Source organism: Pseudoalteromonas sp. S3776 (genome assembly GCF_005886915.1).
In the GTDB taxonomy this organism is placed as follows: Bacteria; Pseudomonadota; Gammaproteobacteria; order Enterobacterales; family Alteromonadaceae; genus Pseudoalteromonas.
Map to the genome: position 1 here is coordinate 268,955 of NZ_PNCU01000002.1, position 18,378 is coordinate 287,332.

At 40.1% G+C, this 18,378-nt stretch carries 21 protein-coding genes; 2 read left to right on the forward strand and 19 right to left on the reverse strand.

All coding sequences use genetic code 11. The features are described from left to right. Positions 1-139 precede the first annotated feature (139 nt). From CWC16_RS02395 to CWC16_RS02425, 6 genes are all read right to left on the reverse strand, one after another. Positions 140-514 (reverse strand): DUF7079 family protein, encoded by a 375-nt coding sequence (locus CWC16_RS02395; protein ID WP_138540359.1) that lies wholly within the window; start codon positions 512-514, stop codon positions 140-142. Between the two features lie 105 nt (positions 515-619). Then, entirely contained in the window at positions 620-1,132 is a 513-nt protein-coding gene (locus CWC16_RS02400; RefSeq protein WP_138540391.1) for a hypothetical protein, read from the reverse strand. An 84-nt stretch (positions 1,133-1,216) separates the two neighbouring features. Beyond that, positions 1,217-1,630, reverse strand: a complete 414-nt coding sequence (locus tag CWC16_RS02405) for a hypothetical protein (RefSeq protein WP_249929175.1) — start codon at positions 1,628-1,630, stop codon at positions 1,217-1,219. Positions 1,631-1,763: 133 nt separating this feature from the next. Further along, the gene (locus CWC16_RS02410) at positions 1,764-2,894 is read right to left on the reverse strand and encodes a DUF3800 domain-containing protein (RefSeq protein WP_138540360.1); all 1,131 of its coding nucleotides are present in this window, start codon (positions 2,892-2,894) and stop codon (positions 1,764-1,766) included. A gap of 353 nt (positions 2,895-3,247) precedes the next feature. Then, complete coding sequence (locus CWC16_RS02420; RefSeq protein ID WP_138540361.1) at positions 3,248-3,499, reverse strand: Rho-binding antiterminator; 252 nt, start codon at positions 3,497-3,499, stop codon at positions 3,248-3,250. Between the two features lie 17 nt (positions 3,500-3,516). Then, positions 3,517-4,356, reverse strand: coding sequence for a DUF417 family protein (locus CWC16_RS02425; protein ID WP_138540362.1), 840 nt, complete (start codon positions 4,354-4,356; stop codon positions 3,517-3,519). A 358-nt stretch (positions 4,357-4,714) separates the two neighbouring features. Here CWC16_RS02425 and CWC16_RS02430 point away from each other — a divergent pair, with 358 nt between their 5' ends. Then, positions 4,715-5,095: a GNAT family N-acetyltransferase gene (locus CWC16_RS02430; RefSeq protein ID WP_171037614.1), complete on the forward strand. Its 381-nt coding sequence runs from the start codon at positions 4,715-4,717 to the stop codon at positions 5,093-5,095. On the opposite strand, the gene CWC16_RS02435 is transcribed toward CWC16_RS02430, so the two are convergent. The 6 genes from CWC16_RS02435 to CWC16_RS02465 form a co-directional block, all read right to left on the reverse strand. Beyond that, positions 5,092-5,727, reverse strand: coding sequence for a trimeric intracellular cation channel family protein (locus CWC16_RS02435; RefSeq protein ID WP_055018920.1), 636 nt, complete (start codon positions 5,725-5,727; stop codon positions 5,092-5,094). The two genes, CWC16_RS02430 and CWC16_RS02435, sit on opposite strands and share 4 nt — an antisense overlap. A 172-nt stretch (positions 5,728-5,899) precedes the next feature. Next, positions 5,900-6,319, reverse strand: coding sequence for a hypothetical protein (locus CWC16_RS02440; protein ID WP_138540363.1), 420 nt, complete (start codon positions 6,317-6,319; stop codon positions 5,900-5,902). Between the two features lie 2 nt (positions 6,320-6,321). Next, positions 6,322-6,645 (reverse strand): hypothetical protein, encoded by a 324-nt coding sequence (locus CWC16_RS02445; RefSeq protein WP_138540364.1) that lies wholly within the window; start codon positions 6,643-6,645, stop codon positions 6,322-6,324. Between the two features lie 561 nt (positions 6,646-7,206). After that, positions 7,207-7,671 (reverse strand): hypothetical protein, encoded by a 465-nt coding sequence (locus CWC16_RS02455; protein ID WP_055018918.1) that lies wholly within the window; start codon positions 7,669-7,671, stop codon positions 7,207-7,209. Positions 7,672-7,713: 42 nt separating this feature from the next. Further along, entirely contained in the window at positions 7,714-8,307 is a 594-nt protein-coding gene (locus tag CWC16_RS02460; protein WP_138540365.1) for an RDD family protein, read from the reverse strand. Positions 8,308-8,504: 197 nt separating this feature from the next. After that, positions 8,505-9,659, reverse strand: a complete 1,155-nt coding sequence (locus CWC16_RS02465) for an iron-containing alcohol dehydrogenase (protein ID WP_138540366.1) — start codon at positions 9,657-9,659, stop codon at positions 8,505-8,507. Between the two features lie 217 nt (positions 9,660-9,876). Here CWC16_RS02465 and CWC16_RS02470 point away from each other — a divergent pair, with 217 nt between their 5' ends. Next, positions 9,877-10,776 carry a LysR family transcriptional regulator gene (locus CWC16_RS02470; RefSeq protein ID WP_138540367.1) on the forward strand — a complete coding sequence of 300 codons (900 nt, stop codon included), beginning with the start codon at positions 9,877-9,879 and terminating at the stop codon, positions 10,774-10,776. Here CWC16_RS02470 and CWC16_RS02475 read toward each other — a convergent pair whose 3' ends face one another. The 7 genes from CWC16_RS02475 to CWC16_RS02505 all read right to left on the reverse strand — a co-directional run bounded on the left by CWC16_RS02475 (position 10,777) and on the right by CWC16_RS02505 (position 18,314). Further along, on the reverse strand, positions 10,777-11,169 hold the full coding sequence (locus CWC16_RS02475) for a DUF4019 domain-containing protein (RefSeq protein ID WP_138540393.1): 393 nt from the start codon (positions 11,167-11,169) through the stop codon (positions 10,777-10,779). A 202-nt stretch (positions 11,170-11,371) separates the two neighbouring features. Then, the gene (locus CWC16_RS02480; protein ID WP_138540368.1) at positions 11,372-12,106 is read right to left on the reverse strand and encodes a DUF5020 family protein; all 735 of its coding nucleotides are present in this window, start codon (positions 12,104-12,106) and stop codon (positions 11,372-11,374) included. Between the two features lie 30 nt (positions 12,107-12,136). Further along, complete coding sequence (locus CWC16_RS02485) at positions 12,137-13,513, reverse strand: uracil-xanthine permease family protein (RefSeq protein ID WP_138540369.1); 1,377 nt, start codon at positions 13,511-13,513, stop codon at positions 12,137-12,139. Positions 13,514-13,591: 78 nt separating this feature from the next. Beyond that, positions 13,592-14,659, reverse strand: a complete 1,068-nt coding sequence (locus CWC16_RS02490) for a BMP family ABC transporter substrate-binding protein (RefSeq protein WP_138540370.1) — start codon at positions 14,657-14,659, stop codon at positions 13,592-13,594. Between the two features lie 66 nt (positions 14,660-14,725). Beyond that, positions 14,726-15,652 (reverse strand): ABC transporter permease, encoded by a 927-nt coding sequence (locus CWC16_RS02495; protein WP_138540371.1) that lies wholly within the window; start codon positions 15,650-15,652, stop codon positions 14,726-14,728. A gap of 2 nt (positions 15,653-15,654) precedes the next feature. Continuing rightward, positions 15,655-16,758, reverse strand: a complete 1,104-nt coding sequence (locus CWC16_RS02500) for an ABC transporter permease (protein ID WP_138540372.1) — start codon at positions 16,756-16,758, stop codon at positions 15,655-15,657. Beyond that, positions 16,755-18,314 carry an ABC transporter ATP-binding protein gene (locus CWC16_RS02505; protein ID WP_138540373.1) on the reverse strand — a complete coding sequence of 520 codons (1,560 nt, stop codon included), beginning with the start codon at positions 18,312-18,314 and terminating at the stop codon, positions 16,755-16,757. Before CWC16_RS02505 ends, CWC16_RS02500 begins: the two co-directional genes overlap by 4 nt. Between the last annotated feature and the right edge of the window lie 64 nt (positions 18,315-18,378).

Consider the following 18,378-nt stretch of genomic DNA (forward strand, 5'->3'; position numbering starts at 1 on the left):
AAAGCTTTAGTTAGTTAAAGCTCAGTTAATACCTGCTTTAAAATCGTAATATTGATATTTACGTCACTGCTACGCTTTGCAAAAATTTATAATAAGTACTGGCCTCAAAAATTAGCATATTAGTATTGTGTTAAAGCGGTTATTTATTATTGTTATTGTTTTTACGATACTTAGTTATACCACTGGCTATTTTTTCCCACCAATTATTAGCCCCAAAATGCAAAAACTTACACTTAATTGGTTTAACTCTGTCTGCATTTGCAATTATTAACTTTGATAACTGCTCAATATCATAGCCAGTCCACTCAGGTATTGGCTGTGCAAAATTCTGATTAACAGCAGGGTAAACCTCATTCCAGTAGATATACTCTAATTCTAAAATTGAATACTTAGATTTAGCACACGTAACTATAGCGTTTTCTAGCTCATCAGATGGCTCAATATCCATCCAAAACATTTGTAACGTATCCCAAATAGGTTTTCTATCTTCTGAATCTAATTGTGGATTATCCATAAGCCACTAACGCCTTGTAAAGTTTAAAAATAAAACCTGCCATTAATAGCAAGGTAAACTATTTTCTGTGTTCAGCTATTTAAGTATGCTTGTTATTGCTACAGGTTAAATAGCTTTTCGCATTTTATTTAATAACTCGTAGCATGCTTTATACAACAGTATTTCCATGTCTTTTGTATGATACAAAGGGCCCCAACGAAAGAATCCTCTTAAGCTAAATTTTTTAGCAATAAATTCGCGCCATGTAATAGATTTGGAAACACTAAACGTTTTAATCGTCTTGTTGTGCTCAATGTTATACAAGCGCGACACTAATTTAACTTTTGGTCGCCAAAAAAGCGGAATAATAGCAGTGTCAAAATCCACAGTGAATGCATCGCCACCATGCAAAGTAACTATAACCACATCTAAACCAATATCTGACTTTTTGGGCTCTTTAATAGACGAAATACTATGAAGGCAAAAAACCTCTTCAAGCTTTTGGTACATATGATCTTCAAGTGAATCGCCCGTTATATAAAAAAACGACTCTATTTTAGAAAAGTGACTGTTATTAACTACAGCTAACGATCCCAAATAAACATTAGGCTTTTCAGCGCTGAACCAATCGAATAGCAAATTCAAACTCCTTTTTACTTATGCCAAATAAATAGGCTGTAAGATTGTTGGTTAAGGTTAGAGTGAGAAAGAAAAACCAGCAGCTTAGGTTCTGATTAGCAATTTTTTATTACGCTTTATTTTCTTACTACGTAATTGAATACCAAGTAGCGTCCCTAATAAAACAGCGATTACATGCAGCAAAGCTGGAATCAAATATATTAAAGGCTCCATTGTTATTTCTAACAGTACATATAGTAAGGCACCGAGACTTAAGTTAATAAACCAATAAACAGCCGCAACTAAAAAGGCTTGTTTATACGGACTCACTGTTTGCCTATATCCTAGATATAAATAAACCATTAAAGAGGCTACAAAACCGAGGACGTATTGAGTATAAATGGTTGATGTGCTTTGAGTCATATCATCAAAGCCAACAATCAACGTTACTATTGTTGATAAAGCAATTAGTAATAAATACAAGCTTACTGAAAAGAGTAAAACCCTAGAGTATTTCACAATAATCCTTTAGTAATGTAATTAGGCTGTAGATTTGAATACTAACGCCGCAATAAGCGGACTAAAAAAGTGGGTTATAATGGGTAGCGAAGCGAAACCTAACCCACTGTTTTAGTTCCGTTTAATTACCTTGTTAATTTGCAGATTTCACGTACTTTGCTCTTCTTTCTTCATCAATACGCAACAAATCTTTTCCTTTTTTTATTTGTTTTGGTGTTGGTATAGGTAACTCTTGAAACCATTTTTCCCAGCGTTCCATTAAAGCCTGTATAGAAACTTCATTAAACATGCCACTTGCTTGCCCGTGAATCAAAGGAGATAGCTCAGTAGCTAACGGTTTACCTTCCATTTGTCGCTTAAAGATCCAAATATAAATATCAACTAACTCTAATCCAGAACTATCAGTTCCAGGAGTGCATTCAATTTGCACTGATGGCATATGCCTTAAATCCATTGTTGGCATTCCAGGGCCAAACCCCATCGGTTCATCTAATTTTTTTGCATTTCGATATAAGTCTGCAATCCATTCTTGAGCTTTATTAAATTCTGATTGGCGATCAACAACCACTTTTGTTGCCTTTGATTTTGTATTTTCTAGTCGAGTTGCAATACCATGCATTACCGACTGAAACCCAATAAGGTTTGGCGATATTTGCAGCTTATCTTCTTTTGAAGATGCGTGATAATATATTTTACTTGGGTTTTTAATTGCCCAATTTAGTGCATCAGTAATAATCTCTATAGAGCGTTCATCTGGTAATAAATTAACTCTACTAAGTAACTCTTGGCAAACTTCAACTAGTTCTTTTTCAGCAAATTTCTTATTAATTGCAATCCGAGCTTTCCAAGATTTTTTTAATAAAGCTTCATCAAATAAGAAGCTTACTTTCGACACTAAAACGTACCTTAATGGAGTCCAATAAGCATTCCAAGGTACAGCGGGATTATTGCCTTGATCAAAGACTTGATCAAAAAAACATATAGCTGCATGGTCTTTTTTAGTTACTCGATAAAAATCAAAAGACAATTTGTACTGTTCTTTGAGTGCAACTAAATCATCAACGATTGTTACAAGCCTACCATTTCCTAACTCCGCAGCATGTAACCTCTCAACGCCTAAATTATTTCTAAGCCTTTCTACGTGAGGTAAACTGAGTTCATCTAAATTAAATTCTGAACTCAAAACACCGTAGTATAGGAAAGGTTGATTATCATCGAATAACTCTAGTCCTGTTTGACCACTTTCATCTACATAAAAATACACTGAACCTCCCTGATGCAACTTAACAGCTTATTGAACACCTCTTTGGGGTTTTATAACACCCCAAAATGGCGCATATTCCATCGCTCAATAATTCCACTAAATAACTGTAATGTAAACAAGCAATTAGGCATGCAGTGTAAAAGCCTTTGTTATTTTGCACCAAAACGACTTTTAATAATGTTATTGGACAAAGTCAAAATAGCTGTTTATGTGAACAATTTATTCTAAAGGTAAATTTTGGCTTTGGGCATTTAGCACGTATGAGTTAAAGCATTGGCCAGATAAGCGAGCCTTAACATATTGATGAAACAGACCCGCTGGAGTGTTTATGATAAAACGAATTAGTTAGTGAATTACTTTACATCAAAGTTCACATGATCAAAGTAAGGATTACTTTCACGCGCTTTAAGAACGCTGATTGTAGTGAGCACAATAAGCTTTAGCTCGCCACTTACATTAATGGCAATGCACTCTTGTTTAAGTGCATTGCGTTTTGTATCAGTTGCTACGCCACATACACTAACACCATTTTTTAATACAAGCTCAATATTCAGCCTGTGCATACAGGCAATTTCGATGTAGTCGTAATGGTTACAACTGATCATAACGTCCTCTTTATATATTATTTAGCAGGCTTAAGTAGCATTAAAGTGGCAATAACAATTAAGTTGCCTACATACCATAAATCTTTAATTACGAATTGCCCTAAACGCTCTAATAACGTGCTTGAGCTAAACGCGCCGTTTGCGGTAATTAAAAATGTTTGGGTCATTAAAAATACACTTAAACACGCTAAACCACTAACAATAATAAGCTTTTTATTGTTGAGTAAAATGCCTGCACCAAGTAGTACTGCAAATAATACATCAAACCCACCAATGATATTTGATGCGCCTTGTACGCTAAATACCGTGTATAACCACGACATAAACGGTGAGGTTTCTACTAGGCTTACAATGGCTTTGGCTTCAAACTCATAAAATTTCATGCCGCCAATCCACAGTAAAACCATAGCAACCGGTATAAAGTTTAAAAGTACGTGTTGTTTGTCTGTTAGCTTATTTTTGTAAAACAAAAATAAATACAAAGGGATAACAGCAAAGTATTTAATTATGCCTTGCCCACTGCCAATAATTGGAAAGCCGCCTAACTGTGCCATCCAGCGGTTACTGGCAAACAGGGTAAGCAAAGGCACTATGCTAACAACTAATGCGAGTATAAGTGCAGGCACAGGCTTTATTAATTTTAAATGCGCAGCTAAGGTGGTGCCTGCCAGCGCAATCATCGCGGTGCCTGAGAGCAAACCTAATGTATTTACACTGAGTAAAGTATCAAGTTTATAAAAGCTAAATGTCGCTGTGAGTGTGTTTGGGTTTGCACCTAAAGCAAACGATACACCAAGTAATGCAAAGCTGAGTGCAAGTAAAAAGGTGAGTGCGTTATTTGTGTGTGTTAAGTTCATTGTGTGCCCATTAAATCTGTAATGGCTAATAAAGACCTAATTTTTACAAAAAGTGATTCAACTAAAGTTAAATTTTTTAAATACAAGAAAGGACATGTTGGTTTTTACGTTTACAAAAGCCACGCCCGAAAAGCGGTTTAACCTGAACTTTGGTTAAGAGATTTAGATATAGTTGGCTAGTAATGATACTGGGTCTGTTTTCTCTAGCTAGAAATTTTAAGTGAAAACAAGGCGAATTTGCGCGTCAATAGCTAGCCTATTGCAAGTAAATTCAACGCCGTTAGCGCTAAAAATAGCTGTTTGAGATAAATTTATTAGCCAAGGCTCAGGTTATTAATTAAATCTTAGAAAACTTACTATGGTAGAGCACCTTGAGGTGGCCGGCTTATTTTTAACTGAGCAACAGCATAATGAAAGGGTTGACGAACAATACGATTGCTCTCATCTCATACAGTTTAATGGTGATACTATAGGTACGCTAAAGTACAAGGTATCGGGTAGTCACATTGAAATAATGCAATTACAAATACACCCCAACCATCAAAATAAAGGCTACGGCAGAGGCGTTATTGAGCAAGTAATTAAAACTGCAAAGTTAAAGCCTATCAAACTAACAGTACTTAAAAACAACCCTGCTAAAGCACTTTATACTCGACTAGGCTTTAAGAACTCTGGGGAAGATAACTATGAGTACCATATGCAAACTCAGCCAATGAATAACTCCTGCCTTAAAACCTAATCACTTTGATTTTTAAAATCTTTTTTTCTGAAAATGGTTAGGTGCCAGCCCCATTTAAGCGAGCCTAGCCTTAAAAATACCGTTGAAAACAATGAGCCTAAAATACACCAAATGTAATCGACTTCTAGGGTAAATAACGCAGCATAAACTAAACCACCGACTAAGCAGGCTGAGGCATAGGGTTCGTTGCGCATAACTGAAGGCACTTCACGGCAAATCACATCGCGTATTAGGCCGCCAAATATCCCTGTAGTGATCCCCATTGTTATCGCGATAATCATACCTGTGCCGCCTATTAAGGCTTTTTCTATGCCCATAATATTAAATAACGCCATCCCTATGGCATCTACGAGTAAAAAGTAATAGTTGTTTACGTGTGGTAGATAACGCACAAATAATATGGTGGCGATAATAGCGGCGTACGCTGAATATAAATACTCGGGCGTGGCTACCCAAAAGATCGGTTTATCTAAAAGTATATCTCGTAGTGTGCCACCACCTAAAGCAGTAACTGTTGCAACTACAACTACACCAAATCCACTTATGTTTTTTTCGTAGCCCAACAATGCGCCTGCTACAGCAAAAAATGCCACACCGAGTAACCCCAGCACCATAAAGTATTCAGCAGTCATGTGCATTCCCTTTTAAATTTTATACTTTGGTGTATCAATTTATATGCCAGGTGCAATTAGTAAAAGCCAAAAAGGGAAGTGTAAAATGCATTTTAAAACAGTGAGTTAAAGGTTACTTTGTTAAATTTAAGATTGGGTGTTGTGGTATGCGATATTTAAAAAGGTAAATATTTTAAAAGTGAGTAGTTTTTACACATTTTTTATAAGTAGGGCTGTAAATTAAGCTATTGCAATTAACCGACTCATAATAGGCTAAATAACCAACAAAAAGAGCCTCTAAAATTAATAAGCTTATACCTTTCCAACTTGCAGAATCTAGGTATATAAAAATGAAACAGAAGCAAACCAATGTCCAAAATGTGTTGGCTAAAGCTAATATTTTAATTATTAAAAAGCATCTTTTTCTTTTAGAAGCCAACAACAATGCTAGCGTACCATAAAGCATATTAGCTGCTGTAATAATTTGGAGGGCATACATAGGTAAAGAATAGACTTCTTGAAACCATTCTTGAAAACTAAACAAAGTTAAACCTGCAAATAGCCCTGCGGCACCATCAAGATAAAGTATGTCGAATTTTTTGTATGTAACCACTTTTAATATCTTTCAGCTTTTATTTGAGCCGCCTTTTTAAGCGCCCACCAGCCAATGGCTAAGCTCATTAATATCCGTACGGGAAAGTAAATAACAGCTGGTATGCCAAATAACCAGATGGCAAAGCCTTTTGGCATGACATAAAATGCAACCTGCTTCACCCAATATATAAACTCAACATACTGCGCTAAAAAGTCATTAAGCGATAAGCTTAAAAATGCTAAATTATTACTGATTACAACCCATAGTACGTACATACCAAGCAAGCCATCACCCACACTGCCAATATAAGATGAGTAACCTATAAATAATAAAAAGCCGCGCATAGTAAGTCCCTGTTAGCTGAATTGTAAGTTAAATAATAACTAGCCTAGTTAATTGCAGCCTTTGTTGGTTTTAGTTAGGTGAACGTCATGAACACTTGCATGGGCCCCACAGTAAAACATATAGTTGGAGCAGTGATGGTTCTCATCCTTAAGATTCAAGCCATTTTCATCAAATTCTAGCTTAAATTTACAGTTAATGTCGTATTCGGGCTCTTGTTCTTCAAACACCAGTTTTTATCCTTTAGTACTAAAGGTAATGGTTCTGTAGTTCCCTCAAGCGGCGCTGTGATAGTGCAAATATGAAAGTTGTAGCCCCATATAAGGCCTTCTGTAAGATATTTTCGCCTTCCTTGAATACATTTATGTAACTCGTTTGTAGTTTAAAATGCTCATTACTTTCGCCTCCATCTTTGTTTAGCATAGGAGTCGCGCTCGTTATTTTATCCGTCCAGGGATAACATCCTTCAAATGAGCTTGCATTTGAATATTCACTAAAGATGACACTTACTAGCATCAAAAATATTAAAACCAGTTTGCTCACCACTGCTCCTTGCTGCGCTGTTAATCTTCGTCAAAAAAACGGCCACTATCATCTGTCATTTTTACTGGTAGGCCGTTATCAACCATAAAATAGTAAAAACGTAGGTCGTCAATTAAATCTGGAGCGGTTATTTCAATATCTTGGTATGTCGCGTTTTTAAACTTAAATCGTAAAATATGCTCAAAACGCTTAGTTTGGCAATAAAGCACTTCTTCTAGCTCAGACACTTTTATATTTATGCCGAGTAGTTCAAACTCGCCATTTACAATTTCAATTGCATGAGCCTGTTCTGTGTTTGCACAATACCACTGTGAAAAAAACCTCAATAATACAAACGCAAAGAGGTATAAAAATTGATGCAGCAAAGGCTGTTCAATAAATACCTCTACCCAAAATAAAACTATAACTGCGATAAATGTGTTGAAACCAAGCGTCCAAAGTAGTTTTGCGCTGGGTGTTTTTTTGTACCTTGTTAGTTTTTTCATAAATCCCTTTAAAGTATTATCCTTCGCTGAGTATTGCTATTGCTAAATATTACTCACTTTTGTTCCCGCTATATGATCGTGTAAACAGCGTTTATCTTTTCCTAATATAAATGCAGGGTTTACAAATCCAGCAATAAACTGACCTACCGAAGGGACTAATGATAGCAGCTGCATAGGTAACATGCGTTTCAAGTAAATAGTTGTAAAACTTGCTTGTGTGCCGTCTAGGTTTTCTATACGAATAGACATGCAGTATTTACCAATAGTTTGTCCTCGGTGATACATAAGGTAACCATGAAGCACTAACATAGAAAACACACCGAAGCCCCATAAAAATGCCGTTAAACTCAGATTTGGTTGGCTTAAACTTTCAAAACCGATATACATTATTACAGGTATAAAAACCGCTATACCTATTAGGCCGTCAATAATAGCAGCAACAAGCCTGTCCCCGCGTGATGCTTTTTCTCCCGCTATTTTTAAGTCAGTATTTTGTGCGTGCGCTTGCGCTTCTCGAGTTTTTATAAGCTCGTCTATTTCTTTTGCGCGCTCGGGAAAACGTTCTCGGTCAATGGCTTTTGCGCTGGAGTAAAGTTCATCTAATGTGTAGGTAGAAAAGTCTATTGGGGTGTCCATGCTTGGGGGGATTCCTTTACGTAATTTATCTCAAAGTAGCATAGCTTTAGTAATTTATTCAATATCTTAAATTAAAGACTGGTGTAGCTTTTAGCTTTTAGCTTTTAGCTTTTAGCTTTTAGCTTTTAGCTTTTAGTTTTTAACTTTTTGAGCATAAAAAATGGCGCTAAAAAGCGCCATTCATAAAAGCAATTAAATTAAAGCGCTAGGCTTAAAATTTTCTTCGCTTTGGCAACGTCAATATCGCCATGTTCGCCAAGGGCTGTCATGCCGTTACGCTCAAGGTTATTGCCAACCGCTTCAACGGCTTCTTCACCTAGGTCGTAATCGCCAAGTTTGGTTTTAATGCCCATTTGCTCAAAAAAGTCTTGAGTATGTTTAATGGTTGCATCAATCAGCTCGTTTTTGTCTTCCATATTTAGGCCAAATACACGCTCACCTAATTGAATAATTTTAGCGCGTTTTTGCTCTTGCTGAACAAACATAAGTGGCGGTAATACAATAGCAAGCGTTACAGCGTGGTCTAAGTTATAAAGCGCTGTTAGCTCATGGCCTATCATATGCGTAGACCAATCTTGTGGAACACCTTGGCCAATTAAACCATTTAACGCCATTGTTGCCGACCACATTACGTTTGCACGTACGTCGTAATCTTCTGGGTTTTCTAGGGCTTTAGGGCCTTGCTCAATTAGCGTAGATAAAATACCTTCTGCAAAACGGTCTTGTAGTGGGGCATTTACTGGGTACGTTAAGTATTGCTCAATAACGTGTACAAACGCATCAACTACGCCATTAGAAATTTGGCGAGTAGGAAGCGAGAATGTGTACTGTGGGTCTAACACTGCAAACTGCGGCTGCACTATTGGTGTACCAAAGGCGCGTTTTTGCTGCGTTTCTTTACGGGTAACAACCGAGTTACCGTTACTTTCTGAGCCTGTTGCCGGTAGCGTTAATACCGCACCAATAGGCAGTGCGCTTTTTACTTCTGCGCCATTTACTAAAATATCCCAGCCATCGCCTTCGTATTTTGCTGCTGCCGCTACGTATTTAGCACCGTCAATTACACTGCCGCCGCCTACAGCTAAAATAAAAGTAACGTTTTGCTCTTTTACAAGTTCAACTGCTTTAGAAAGCGTTTCGTAAGTTGGGTTTGGTTCAACACCCGAAAACTCAACAAAATCTACACCTTTAAGTGCATTTACTACATCGTCATATACGCCGTTCTTTTTGATAGAACCACCACCGTATAAAAACATGACCTTGCCTTCGCTAGGTACGCGGCTTGCGATCTCGTTAATTTGATCTTTGCCGAATAAAATCTCGGTGCGGTTTTTAAATGCAAAATTTAACATATTTGTACTCTACTTGGTTGCGGGGCTTAGCCCCTTGTGCTCATTGCTTTATAAAATGGGAGTTAATCTTTAACTTACAAGTCATTAATTGCCAAATTTATAAAATAAATACGATAACGTTTAATCTTTGAATGAGCGGCAAGTGTACGCGCTCTTTACAATAAGTAGAATTCAGTTAATCTTGCTTTACCTATCGGATTTCTGATACCAAGTATTTATGTCTTACTTTGTTCAACTACGCACCTTTGTTGAAGTTTACCGCTGTAGAAATATTTCCCGTGCGGCTAAAAATTTAGGATTGTCGCAACCTGCAGCCACCGCCCATATACAAACAATGGAGTCGGTAGTGGGTAAATCATTATTTGAGCGCCGCCACCGAGGCGTTGAGCCAAGTAATGCAGCCCACGACTTAGCAGGCCAAGTGGCAAACCACCTAGATGCCATAGAGCAAAAAATAGCGTCTGTACGCACCCGCTCTAGCGATGTGAGCGGTACAATTACACTTGCAGGGCCCGCTGAATATATTAGCTATGTGGCTTCTGCCCAATTGGCTAATTTATTACAAGCAGGCAATGTTGATGTGGTCGTGATCCCAGGTAATCGCGAGCAAATTTATTCAGCGCTCGACACCGGCGTTGCCGATATGGCTATTACGGCCTCCTTGCCCGACAACAAAATTTACGACTTTGAAGTGCTCGACAGCGAAGAGCTAGTACTAGTAGCGCACCGTTTATTAGCCCAAAGCTTAGAGGGGCAAACTATTACGCCGGCACTGTTAAACACGCTGCCAGTGGTTAGTTACGACAGCCAATTACCACTTATACGCCAGTATTTTGATACCGTATTTAAGCAAAGCTGTACGTCAAAAATAATTGCACGCTGCCCCGATATACGCGCGCTCGCCGGCATAGTAAGAACCGGTGTAGGCTATACCGTGCTGCCTGATTATCTATGTCATGAAGATATTCAATCAGGAAGGTTAATTAAACTTGGCCCACAAGGCCCTGAAAACAATTTATATTTGGCGTGGCGTAAAGGGGCGCTTGCTCACCCGCGGCTTAATTATGCGCGTGATGTGCTAATGGCTTTTTCTCATATTAATAAATACGCAAAATAGCTATTTAATAAAATAGCCCACCGCACGCCATTGCCCGCTACTTTTACTTAATGTTAGGGTTTCAACTGCAAGCCTTGCCGCAAATTGCGTTTTAAACTGCACAATACGGTATTTACCCTGTGGGGCACCCGGTAAAGATGTGTATTCATTAGCGCTTATTTGTTCTCGTGTAGCCACTTTACCCAATGGCGCACGCACTGTGCTTAAGGCGCTTTTCCAGTTTGTTTTATTTAATTGCGATTTAAATAGCGCATCGGCTTGTTGCCAGCTTTTTGTATATTCTCCCGCATCGATTAACTGCAACCAATTTATAGCTACGGGCATATTTTTAGTGGTCTCGGCCCACACTGAGCAGCTTATAAACAAGCTTAAAATTAAAATGAGGGGTTTCATCATTCTTCCTTTTAATCTGGCATTAAAAGTAAATATTGCTACTTTAAATTACAACACATTAGTGAAATGGTTAACCCCTAATGTAAAAAACATTTGTGCTGTAAAGCAAAATTAAACGCTAATAGGCCCTTTATTAATGTTAGTAACTTAAAAGCTGCAGTTAACTGCAGCTTATGCTTTTGTATTTTTAACACTTACTAGGTTAAAAATGCCATTTAACCATTAGGTTAGGGTTGTGCTCTGTTTGACCATCTACACCAAACTTATTTTTCCAATATACGTACTCTATACCTACATCAAGGCGGCCTGTGTCGAGGCCAAGCATAGGAGCAATGTTGTATTTAAGTTGTGAGGTAAAGTTAAAACCGCCTTCGCTTTTACCAAATAGAGTGTCGGTGCTATCAACAATATCTAAAAAGCCATCGTACCTAAAGTTACCCTTGTTATAACCCCACGTTACGGTTATTTGATTGTTATCTTCACGCTCTATACCTATATCGTCCTGAAAACGACGGTAATAAGCCACATTAAAGTATTGAAAACCAGGTACATCTAGCGATACGCCACCCCCTAATAAATAGTTATTTTGATCGGTATCGCCTGAGCCATATTCTGTTTGTAGCCCTAAAAACACCTCTTTAACAAAGCCGTCTTGTGGTTTGTAAAGCGTTGGGTTTATGTTTAGCTCTCCGTATACTTCATCGGGGTTACTTGATCTATCCATAAAGAAGAACGTGCCCCCCCAGGTATGCCCCGATGCGTGCTCAATAGTGACTACGCTTCTGTTGTCTTCTTCGCCAGAAAACGGTTCTAGGTAATCTGCGCCGGTCATGGCGGTAATACTAAAATCTGACCAAAGCTCTTTTGCCGACACGCCCGTTGAGCAAACAGCAATTGCAGTTACTAATGCTAACTTTTTGATTGTTTTGATTTTCATTGTTAATCCCTTTTTTATAATTTTATTAGTTTAGTTAAGATGATCTGTACTTGCTGAATAATTTTCAGGCAATACCAACGTCATAACTATTGCTGTTAAACCCGACACCGTCACAGCACTTCCAAATATGGCGGTTACTAATTTAGGCGCATTTATAAATAGCTCTGGTACAAAACTAACCCCTAGCCCCATGCCTAAGCTCACCGCAATAATAAGTAAACTACGGCGATTGATTTTTTCGCTTGCGAGTATTTTGACCCCTGCGGCTGCTACGGTGCCAAACATTACAAGCGTTGCACCGCCAAGTACGGGTTTTGGTATGTTTTGTAGTACAGCCCCCACCACCGGAAACAGCCCTAAAACAATCAGTATTGCACCAATCCATAGGCCAATGTACCTACTTGCCACACCTGTTAACTGAATAACCCCATTGTTTTGACTAAAAGTAGTATTTGGAAAGGTATTAAACGCAGCTGCAATCATTGAGTTAACACCATCACCTAATACACCTGCGCGTATTCGGGCTAAATAGCTTGCACCTTTAACGGGTAATTTAGACACTGCACAATTAGCGGTTATATCACCAGTCGATTCTATGGCTGTAATAAGGTATAAAAAGCCAAAGGCAATCATGGCGCCAAAATCAATATTAAAGCCGTATTTGAAGGGGATTGGCATGGCAATTAAATCAAACTCGCCCACCTCGAACTTGGCAATGCCTAAAATAACTGCAAGTATCCAGCCTACTATCATGGCTACAACCACTGCGGTAAGCCTTACCCACTGGTTTTTGCTGGCGTTAAGTAACACCACTAATGCCACCACCGAAAATCCCACAATTAAGTTACTTGGCGAGGCAAACTTTTCAGGCATATTAGTTAATAACCATTGCCCGCCGCCTATGTCGGTCATGCCTACTTTAATGAGGTAAACCCCAATGGTGGTGATCACCACACCGGTGACTACAGGTTTAATGACCTTGCCGAGCTTTTCTATAAAAAAACTAATAAATATTTCTACAAAGGCCGCTAAAAAGCACACTGCAAATATAGTGGCCAGTACCTCATCGTTATTGCCTCCGGTGGCTTTTACAGAAAAGCCGGTGGCTAAAATAGTGCCTAAAAAAGCAAAACTGGTGCCTTGCACACATATAAGCCCTGAGCCAATGGGCCCCACACGGCGCGCTTGAATAAACGTACCAACACCCGACACAAACAACGCCATACTAATTAAATAGGGTATTTCGCTGCCAAGCCCCAATACCCCACCAATAATAAGCGTAGGCGTAATAATACTTACAAAACTTGCCAGTACATGTTGCAGGGCAGCAAAAAAGGATTCGGTCAGCCCTGGTTTATCATCTACTGCGTAAATTATGTCTTCTGAGATTGCTTCTTGGTTTGACATGGTCAATATCCTTTTAGCGCTTTAATATGGGCAAGGTATAAATGCCTTGCCCAGGTTTTAATTTAAATACAGTGGCGCTTATTTAAGCTGCCCTTCAACACCCTCTACATAAAAGTCCATACTAAGTAAGGTTTTATCATCAATTGTTTGCCCCGCTTTAGTTACCAGCTCACCCTGCTGATTGTTAATTGGGCCGCTAAATGGATGAAACTCACCATTAGCAATTTTGGTTTTAATGGCTTCTACCTCTGCAACAACATTGGCAGGAATGTCTTTACTCAGGGGCGCTAAGCGGGTCATACTGGCCTCTATGCCTTTCCATACATTTTGCGACTGCCATTTATCGTCAAGCACTTGCTGCACGCGCTCAGCGTAAAACTCATCCCAATGATGCACAGGCGCCGTAAGGTGCGCTTTTTTACCATAGCCGCTCATATCTGAGTGGTAACCAATGGCGTATATGCCGGCGGCTTCTGCGGCTTGAAGTGGCGCAGGCGAGTCGGTGTGTTGGGTAATAATATCAACACCTTGGTCGATTAAGCTGTCGGCAGCTTCGCGCTCTTTACCCGGGTCAAACCAGCTATTAACCCACACTACTTTTACTTGAGCGTTAGGTTTTACTGAGCGCAGCCCTAAAGTAAATGCGTTAATACCGCGTATTACCTCCGGGATTGGAAATGCAGCAATATAGCCAATGCTGTCGGATTTACTCATGTGCCCTGCAATAACACCGGTTAGGTAGCGCCCTTCGTAAATACGGTCAAAATAAGTGCCCACATTTTTAGCGCGTTTATAACCTGTCGCATGCTCAAACTTTACATTAGGAAAACGCTTAGCCACTTTAATGGTCGGGTTCATGTAGCCAAACGAGGTGGTAAATATTAAATCGTGCCCGCTTTTGGCTAATTGTGTAATAACTCGCTCTGCATCGGCGCCCTCTGGCACGCTTTCTACAAAGGTGGTTTTTATTTTTTCGCCAAATTTATCCTCTAGGTAGCGGCGGCTTACATCGTGGGTGTAAGTCCAACCAGCTTCGCCAATCGGGCTTACATATACAAACCCTACTTTTACGCTGTCTTTTGCCATTGCACTCGCGCTTAACCCTAAGCTAAGTGCTACGCCAAGCGCTGTTATTAGTTTTTTCATTGTTATTCTCCGTGTTGTATTTTTAATATCCTGTTGAAGGCTTATTTTTACTCTTTATTTAAAGTTTTAATGCCCTTTATGCCACGGTTTCCCTAGCCACATGGGTTCGTACATTTTTAGTTTTTGTTTATTTTTACTGAGCATAATCAGTACAATAAGCGTTGCACTATAAGGCAGCATGGCCAGTAAATTAGAATCCACCGCTAAGCCAAGCGCCTGTGCCACTAAGTGCATAATGCTGGCAAAACCAAATAAATAAGCGCCAAGCATTACCCGCTCAATTCGCCAGCTTGCAAAAACCACTAAAGCCAGCGCTATCCAGCCACGCCCTGATGTCATGTTTTGTGTCCAAAGCGGTGTGTAAGCAAGCGACAAGTACGCCCCTGCAATACCCGCTAATGCACCGCCAAACATAACGGCTAAATAACGAGTACGCATAACAGGTAAACCTAAGTTATTACCTACACCTGGGTTTTCGCCTATGGCACGTACCGCAAGCCCTGCTCTGTGATGTTTAAAAAACAAATAAGCACTTAGCACCAACGCCCAACTTAAATACACAATGGCATCTTGCGAAAACAGCGCTTTGCCCAATAGCGGAATATGCTCAAACCCTGCAATTGCTAAAGTAGGTAAGGCATTAATGGTTTTTCCCTCGTAGTCGGCGCCTAAAAATGCCGACAAGCCCGTGCCAAAAATAGTGAGCGCTAACCCCGCAGCCACTTGGCTGGCATTTAAATTAAGTGCGACAAACGCAAATACTAACGACGCCATAACCCCCACAAGCGCAGCCACGCTAAAGCCTATAAGTAGGTTGTCGCATTGGTACATGGTTATAAACCCTGCCACCGCGCCTAATAACATCATGCCCTCTTGCCCAAGGTTAAGGGTGCCGCTTTTTTCGCATACCATCTCACCTAGAGCCACCAGCAATAAAGGCGTACCGGTGCGAATAGTGGCGTATAAAATATTTGTGATTACCTCTAAATCCATGTTTAAGATTCCTGTGCGATGGGTGTTAGCTGCGTTTTTTGTTGTTTAAATGGCAGTAACAATTTAATGCGATAACCAATAAGCACATCGCACGAGAGTAAATAAAACAGCATTAAGCCCTGAAAAATGCCGGTAATGGCATTGGGTAGGCCAATTTCTATTTGCGCCATTTCGCCGCCCATATAAATAAGCCCCATTAACAGCCCTGCTAAGGTAATACCCAAAGGATGTAAGCGCCCTAAAAAGGCCACAATAATTGCGGCGTAACCATAACCGGGTGATATTTGTGGCACTAATTGCCCAATAGGCCCAGCCACTTCGCCAGCCCCAGCAAGCCCTGCTAACCCGCCACTTATTACCAATACACCGGCAATTAAAAGCGCGCGTTTATAGCCCGCCATTTTGGCAGCCGATGCATCAAGCCCAAGTACTTGTATTTGAAACCCCACAAAGGTTTTACTGATAAACACCCATGTTGCACACAGCGCTAATAGCGCAAAAGCTAACCCTAAATGAAGGCGAGTACCCTCAAATAAAACTGGTAGTAAGGTGCTATCGCCAAAGAGCGCGCTTTCAGGAAAGTTATAACCGTATGGGTCTTTTAATGGCCCATGTACTGACCACAGCAACACGTTAACGGCAATGTAATTGAGCATAATGGTGACTAAAATTTCGTTGGTGTTTAAACGTAATTTCATAAATGCAGCAAGGCCTGCCCACAACATGCCACCGGCAATACCTGCAAGTAATGTAAGCCCTAATGCAAATGCACTTGTTGAATCAACAAAGTTAACAGCTACGGCACTGGCGCATACACCACCAATCAGTAGCTGCCCTTCAGCGCCGATATTCCACACCGAGGCTCTGTAACACAGCGCTAAACCATAGGCACATAATAAAATTGGAATGGTCATTACTAATAGCTCGGTAACGCCATACCAGTCAGAAATAGGCGCTACAAGTAACGTATATAAGGCATTAAGCGGGTCGTGCCCGAGTAAGGCAAACACCACATACCCTGTTATTAATGTGAGCAATATGGCTAAAACAGGAGAGAGATAACTCCAACTTTTTGAGCGCTCTACGCGGGGTTCAAGCTTTATCATGCCGGCGCTCCTTGCGGTGTTATTTTTGCTCTCTTGCTTTTGGTGTCGTGATTAAAATCGCCCGCCATCCACTGCCCTAATTGCACAAGTGGTACACAGTCGGTATTTAAAATAGGCGAGAGTTTGCCATCACAAATTGCCCCAATTCGGTCACAAATTTTATAGAGTTCATCTAAGTCTTCTGAAATAACCAGTACTGCACAACCTTCGTCGCGCAGCGTTAAAATTGCCTCGTGAATAGCCACTTGCGCGCCAATATCTACACCCCAAGTAGGGTGCGACATAACCAGCAATTGTGGGTTTTGCTCAACCTCTCGGCCAATAATAAACTTTTGTAAGTTACCACCAGAAAGGCTTAGTGCATGCGTACGGTTACTTGGGGTTTTTACTTTGTATTTTTTAATAATTTTATCGGCGAGTTGGCTAATTTTTTGTTTTACTAAAAAGCCTTTTTTAACTAAACCGCTATCAAAGCTGGTAAGAAGTGCATTGTGCGCTAAATCCATATCAGGGACTGCGCCGCGCCCTAGCCTGTCCTCGGGTACGCATGCAAGCCCGAGTCTGCGCCTTTTTAATGGGTATAACGCATCAACAGCGGTATTTTTAAATTTTATTGCGCTACTGTTTTCTTGTATTTCCTCACCCGAGAGCGCTTTTAATAGCTCTTCTTGCCCGTTACCAGCAACGCCTGCAATACCCACTATTTCGCCTTGCTGTACGGCAAAGTTAATATTTTTAAGTGGCGTGTCGAATAGTGCCTGCGCATTGGTTGATAAATTATTGACTGTTAAAAAGTCGCCTGTGCCTTTCGCTCTGCGCATTTGGTTACTTATTGGCGTACTGTCGCCTACCATTAAGCGCGCTATAGATTCGCTGGTTTCGTTTTTAGGAATGCAATGCCCACTCACTTTGCCGCCGCGTAAAATAGTCGCGCTGTCGCACAGCTCAATAACTTCATGCAACTTATGGCTAATAAAGAGTACCGAGCAGCCTTCTTTTTTGAGTGATTTTAATGTTGTAAATAAAGCATCAACTTCTTGAGGGGTGAGTACTGAGGTGGGTTCGTCTAAAATAAGTAACTGAATATCTAATAATAAGCACCTTATTATTTCTACCCGCTGTCGCTCGCCCGTTGAAAGCGTTGACACCAGCCTATGCGGGTCAAGCGGCATGCCGTAGCGCTTAGATGTTTTACTAATTCTGCTAGCAAGCGAACTACTGTGTCCTGCTAAATCGCCCAGCGCTAATGCGATATTTTGCGAAACAGTTAAGGTTTCAAATAACGAGAAATGTTGAAACACCATACCTATGCCTAATTCGCGGGCATCAGCCGGTTCTTTTATGTTCATTACTCGGCCATTAAAAAACATGTCCCCTTGGTCAGGTTTAACTACACCGTAAAGCACTTTCATTAAAGTGCTTTTACCTGCGCCGTTTTCACCAAGCAGGGCATGCACCTCACCATGTTTTATTTTTATTGTTACGCCGTCGTTGGCTATACACCCGGGGTAGTGCTTTGTCATTCCCTGCATAGTAAGGCGGTATTTATTGTCCATTACTTAAACCTTTCTTTGTGCTTGTTGGTTAAATAAGCTAGCCTAGAAACCTAGCTGACCAAAC

Excerpts from the sequence above, each read along its gene's own strand:
- CWC16_RS02430 (WP_171037614.1), top strand. The coding sequence starts at position 4,715 with ATGGTAGAGCACCTTGAGGTGGCCGGCTTATTTTTAACTGAGCAACAG.
- CWC16_RS02460 (WP_138540365.1), bottom strand. The coding sequence starts at position 8,307 with ATGGACACCCCAATAGACTTTTCTACCTACACATTAGATGAACTTTAC.
- CWC16_RS02500 (WP_138540372.1), bottom strand. The coding sequence starts at position 16,758 with ATGATAAAGCTTGAACCCCGCGTAGAGCGCTCAAAAAGTTGGAGTTAT.
- CWC16_RS02435 (WP_055018920.1), bottom strand. The coding sequence starts at position 5,727 with ATGACTGCTGAATACTTTATGGTGCTGGGGTTACTCGGTGTGGCATTT.
- CWC16_RS02425 (WP_138540362.1), bottom strand. The coding sequence starts at position 4,356 with ATGAACTTAACACACACAAATAACGCACTCACCTTTTTACTTGCACTC.
- CWC16_RS02395 (WP_138540359.1), bottom strand. The coding sequence starts at position 514 with ATGGATAATCCACAATTAGATTCAGAAGATAGAAAACCTATTTGGGAT.
- CWC16_RS02505 (WP_138540373.1), bottom strand. The coding sequence starts at position 18,314 with ATGGACAATAAATACCGCCTTACTATGCAGGGAATGACAAAGCACTAC.
- CWC16_RS02455 (WP_055018918.1), bottom strand. The coding sequence starts at position 7,671 with ATGAAAAAACTAACAAGGTACAAAAAAACACCCAGCGCAAAACTACTT.
- CWC16_RS02465 (WP_138540366.1), bottom strand. The coding sequence starts at position 9,659 with ATGTTAAATTTTGCATTTAAAAACCGCACCGAGATTTTATTCGGCAAA.
- CWC16_RS02420 (WP_138540361.1), bottom strand. The coding sequence starts at position 3,499 with ATGATCAGTTGTAACCATTACGACTACATCGAAATTGCCTGTATGCAC.
- CWC16_RS02475 (WP_138540393.1), bottom strand. The coding sequence starts at position 11,169 with ATGAAACCCCTCATTTTAATTTTAAGCTTGTTTATAAGCTGCTCAGTG.
- CWC16_RS02470 (WP_138540367.1), top strand. The coding sequence starts at position 9,877 with ATGTCTTACTTTGTTCAACTACGCACCTTTGTTGAAGTTTACCGCTGT.
- CWC16_RS02490 (WP_138540370.1), bottom strand. The coding sequence starts at position 14,659 with ATGAAAAAACTAATAACAGCGCTTGGCGTAGCACTTAGCTTAGGGTTA.
- CWC16_RS02480 (WP_138540368.1), bottom strand. The coding sequence starts at position 12,106 with ATGAAAATCAAAACAATCAAAAAGTTAGCATTAGTAACTGCAATTGCT.
- CWC16_RS02495 (WP_138540371.1), bottom strand. The coding sequence starts at position 15,652 with ATGGATTTAGAGGTAATCACAAATATTTTATACGCCACTATTCGCACC.
- CWC16_RS02485 (WP_138540369.1), bottom strand. The coding sequence starts at position 13,513 with ATGTCAAACCAAGAAGCAATCTCAGAAGACATAATTTACGCAGTAGAT.
- CWC16_RS02445 (WP_138540364.1), bottom strand. The coding sequence starts at position 6,645 with ATGCGCGGCTTTTTATTATTTATAGGTTACTCATCTTATATTGGCAGT.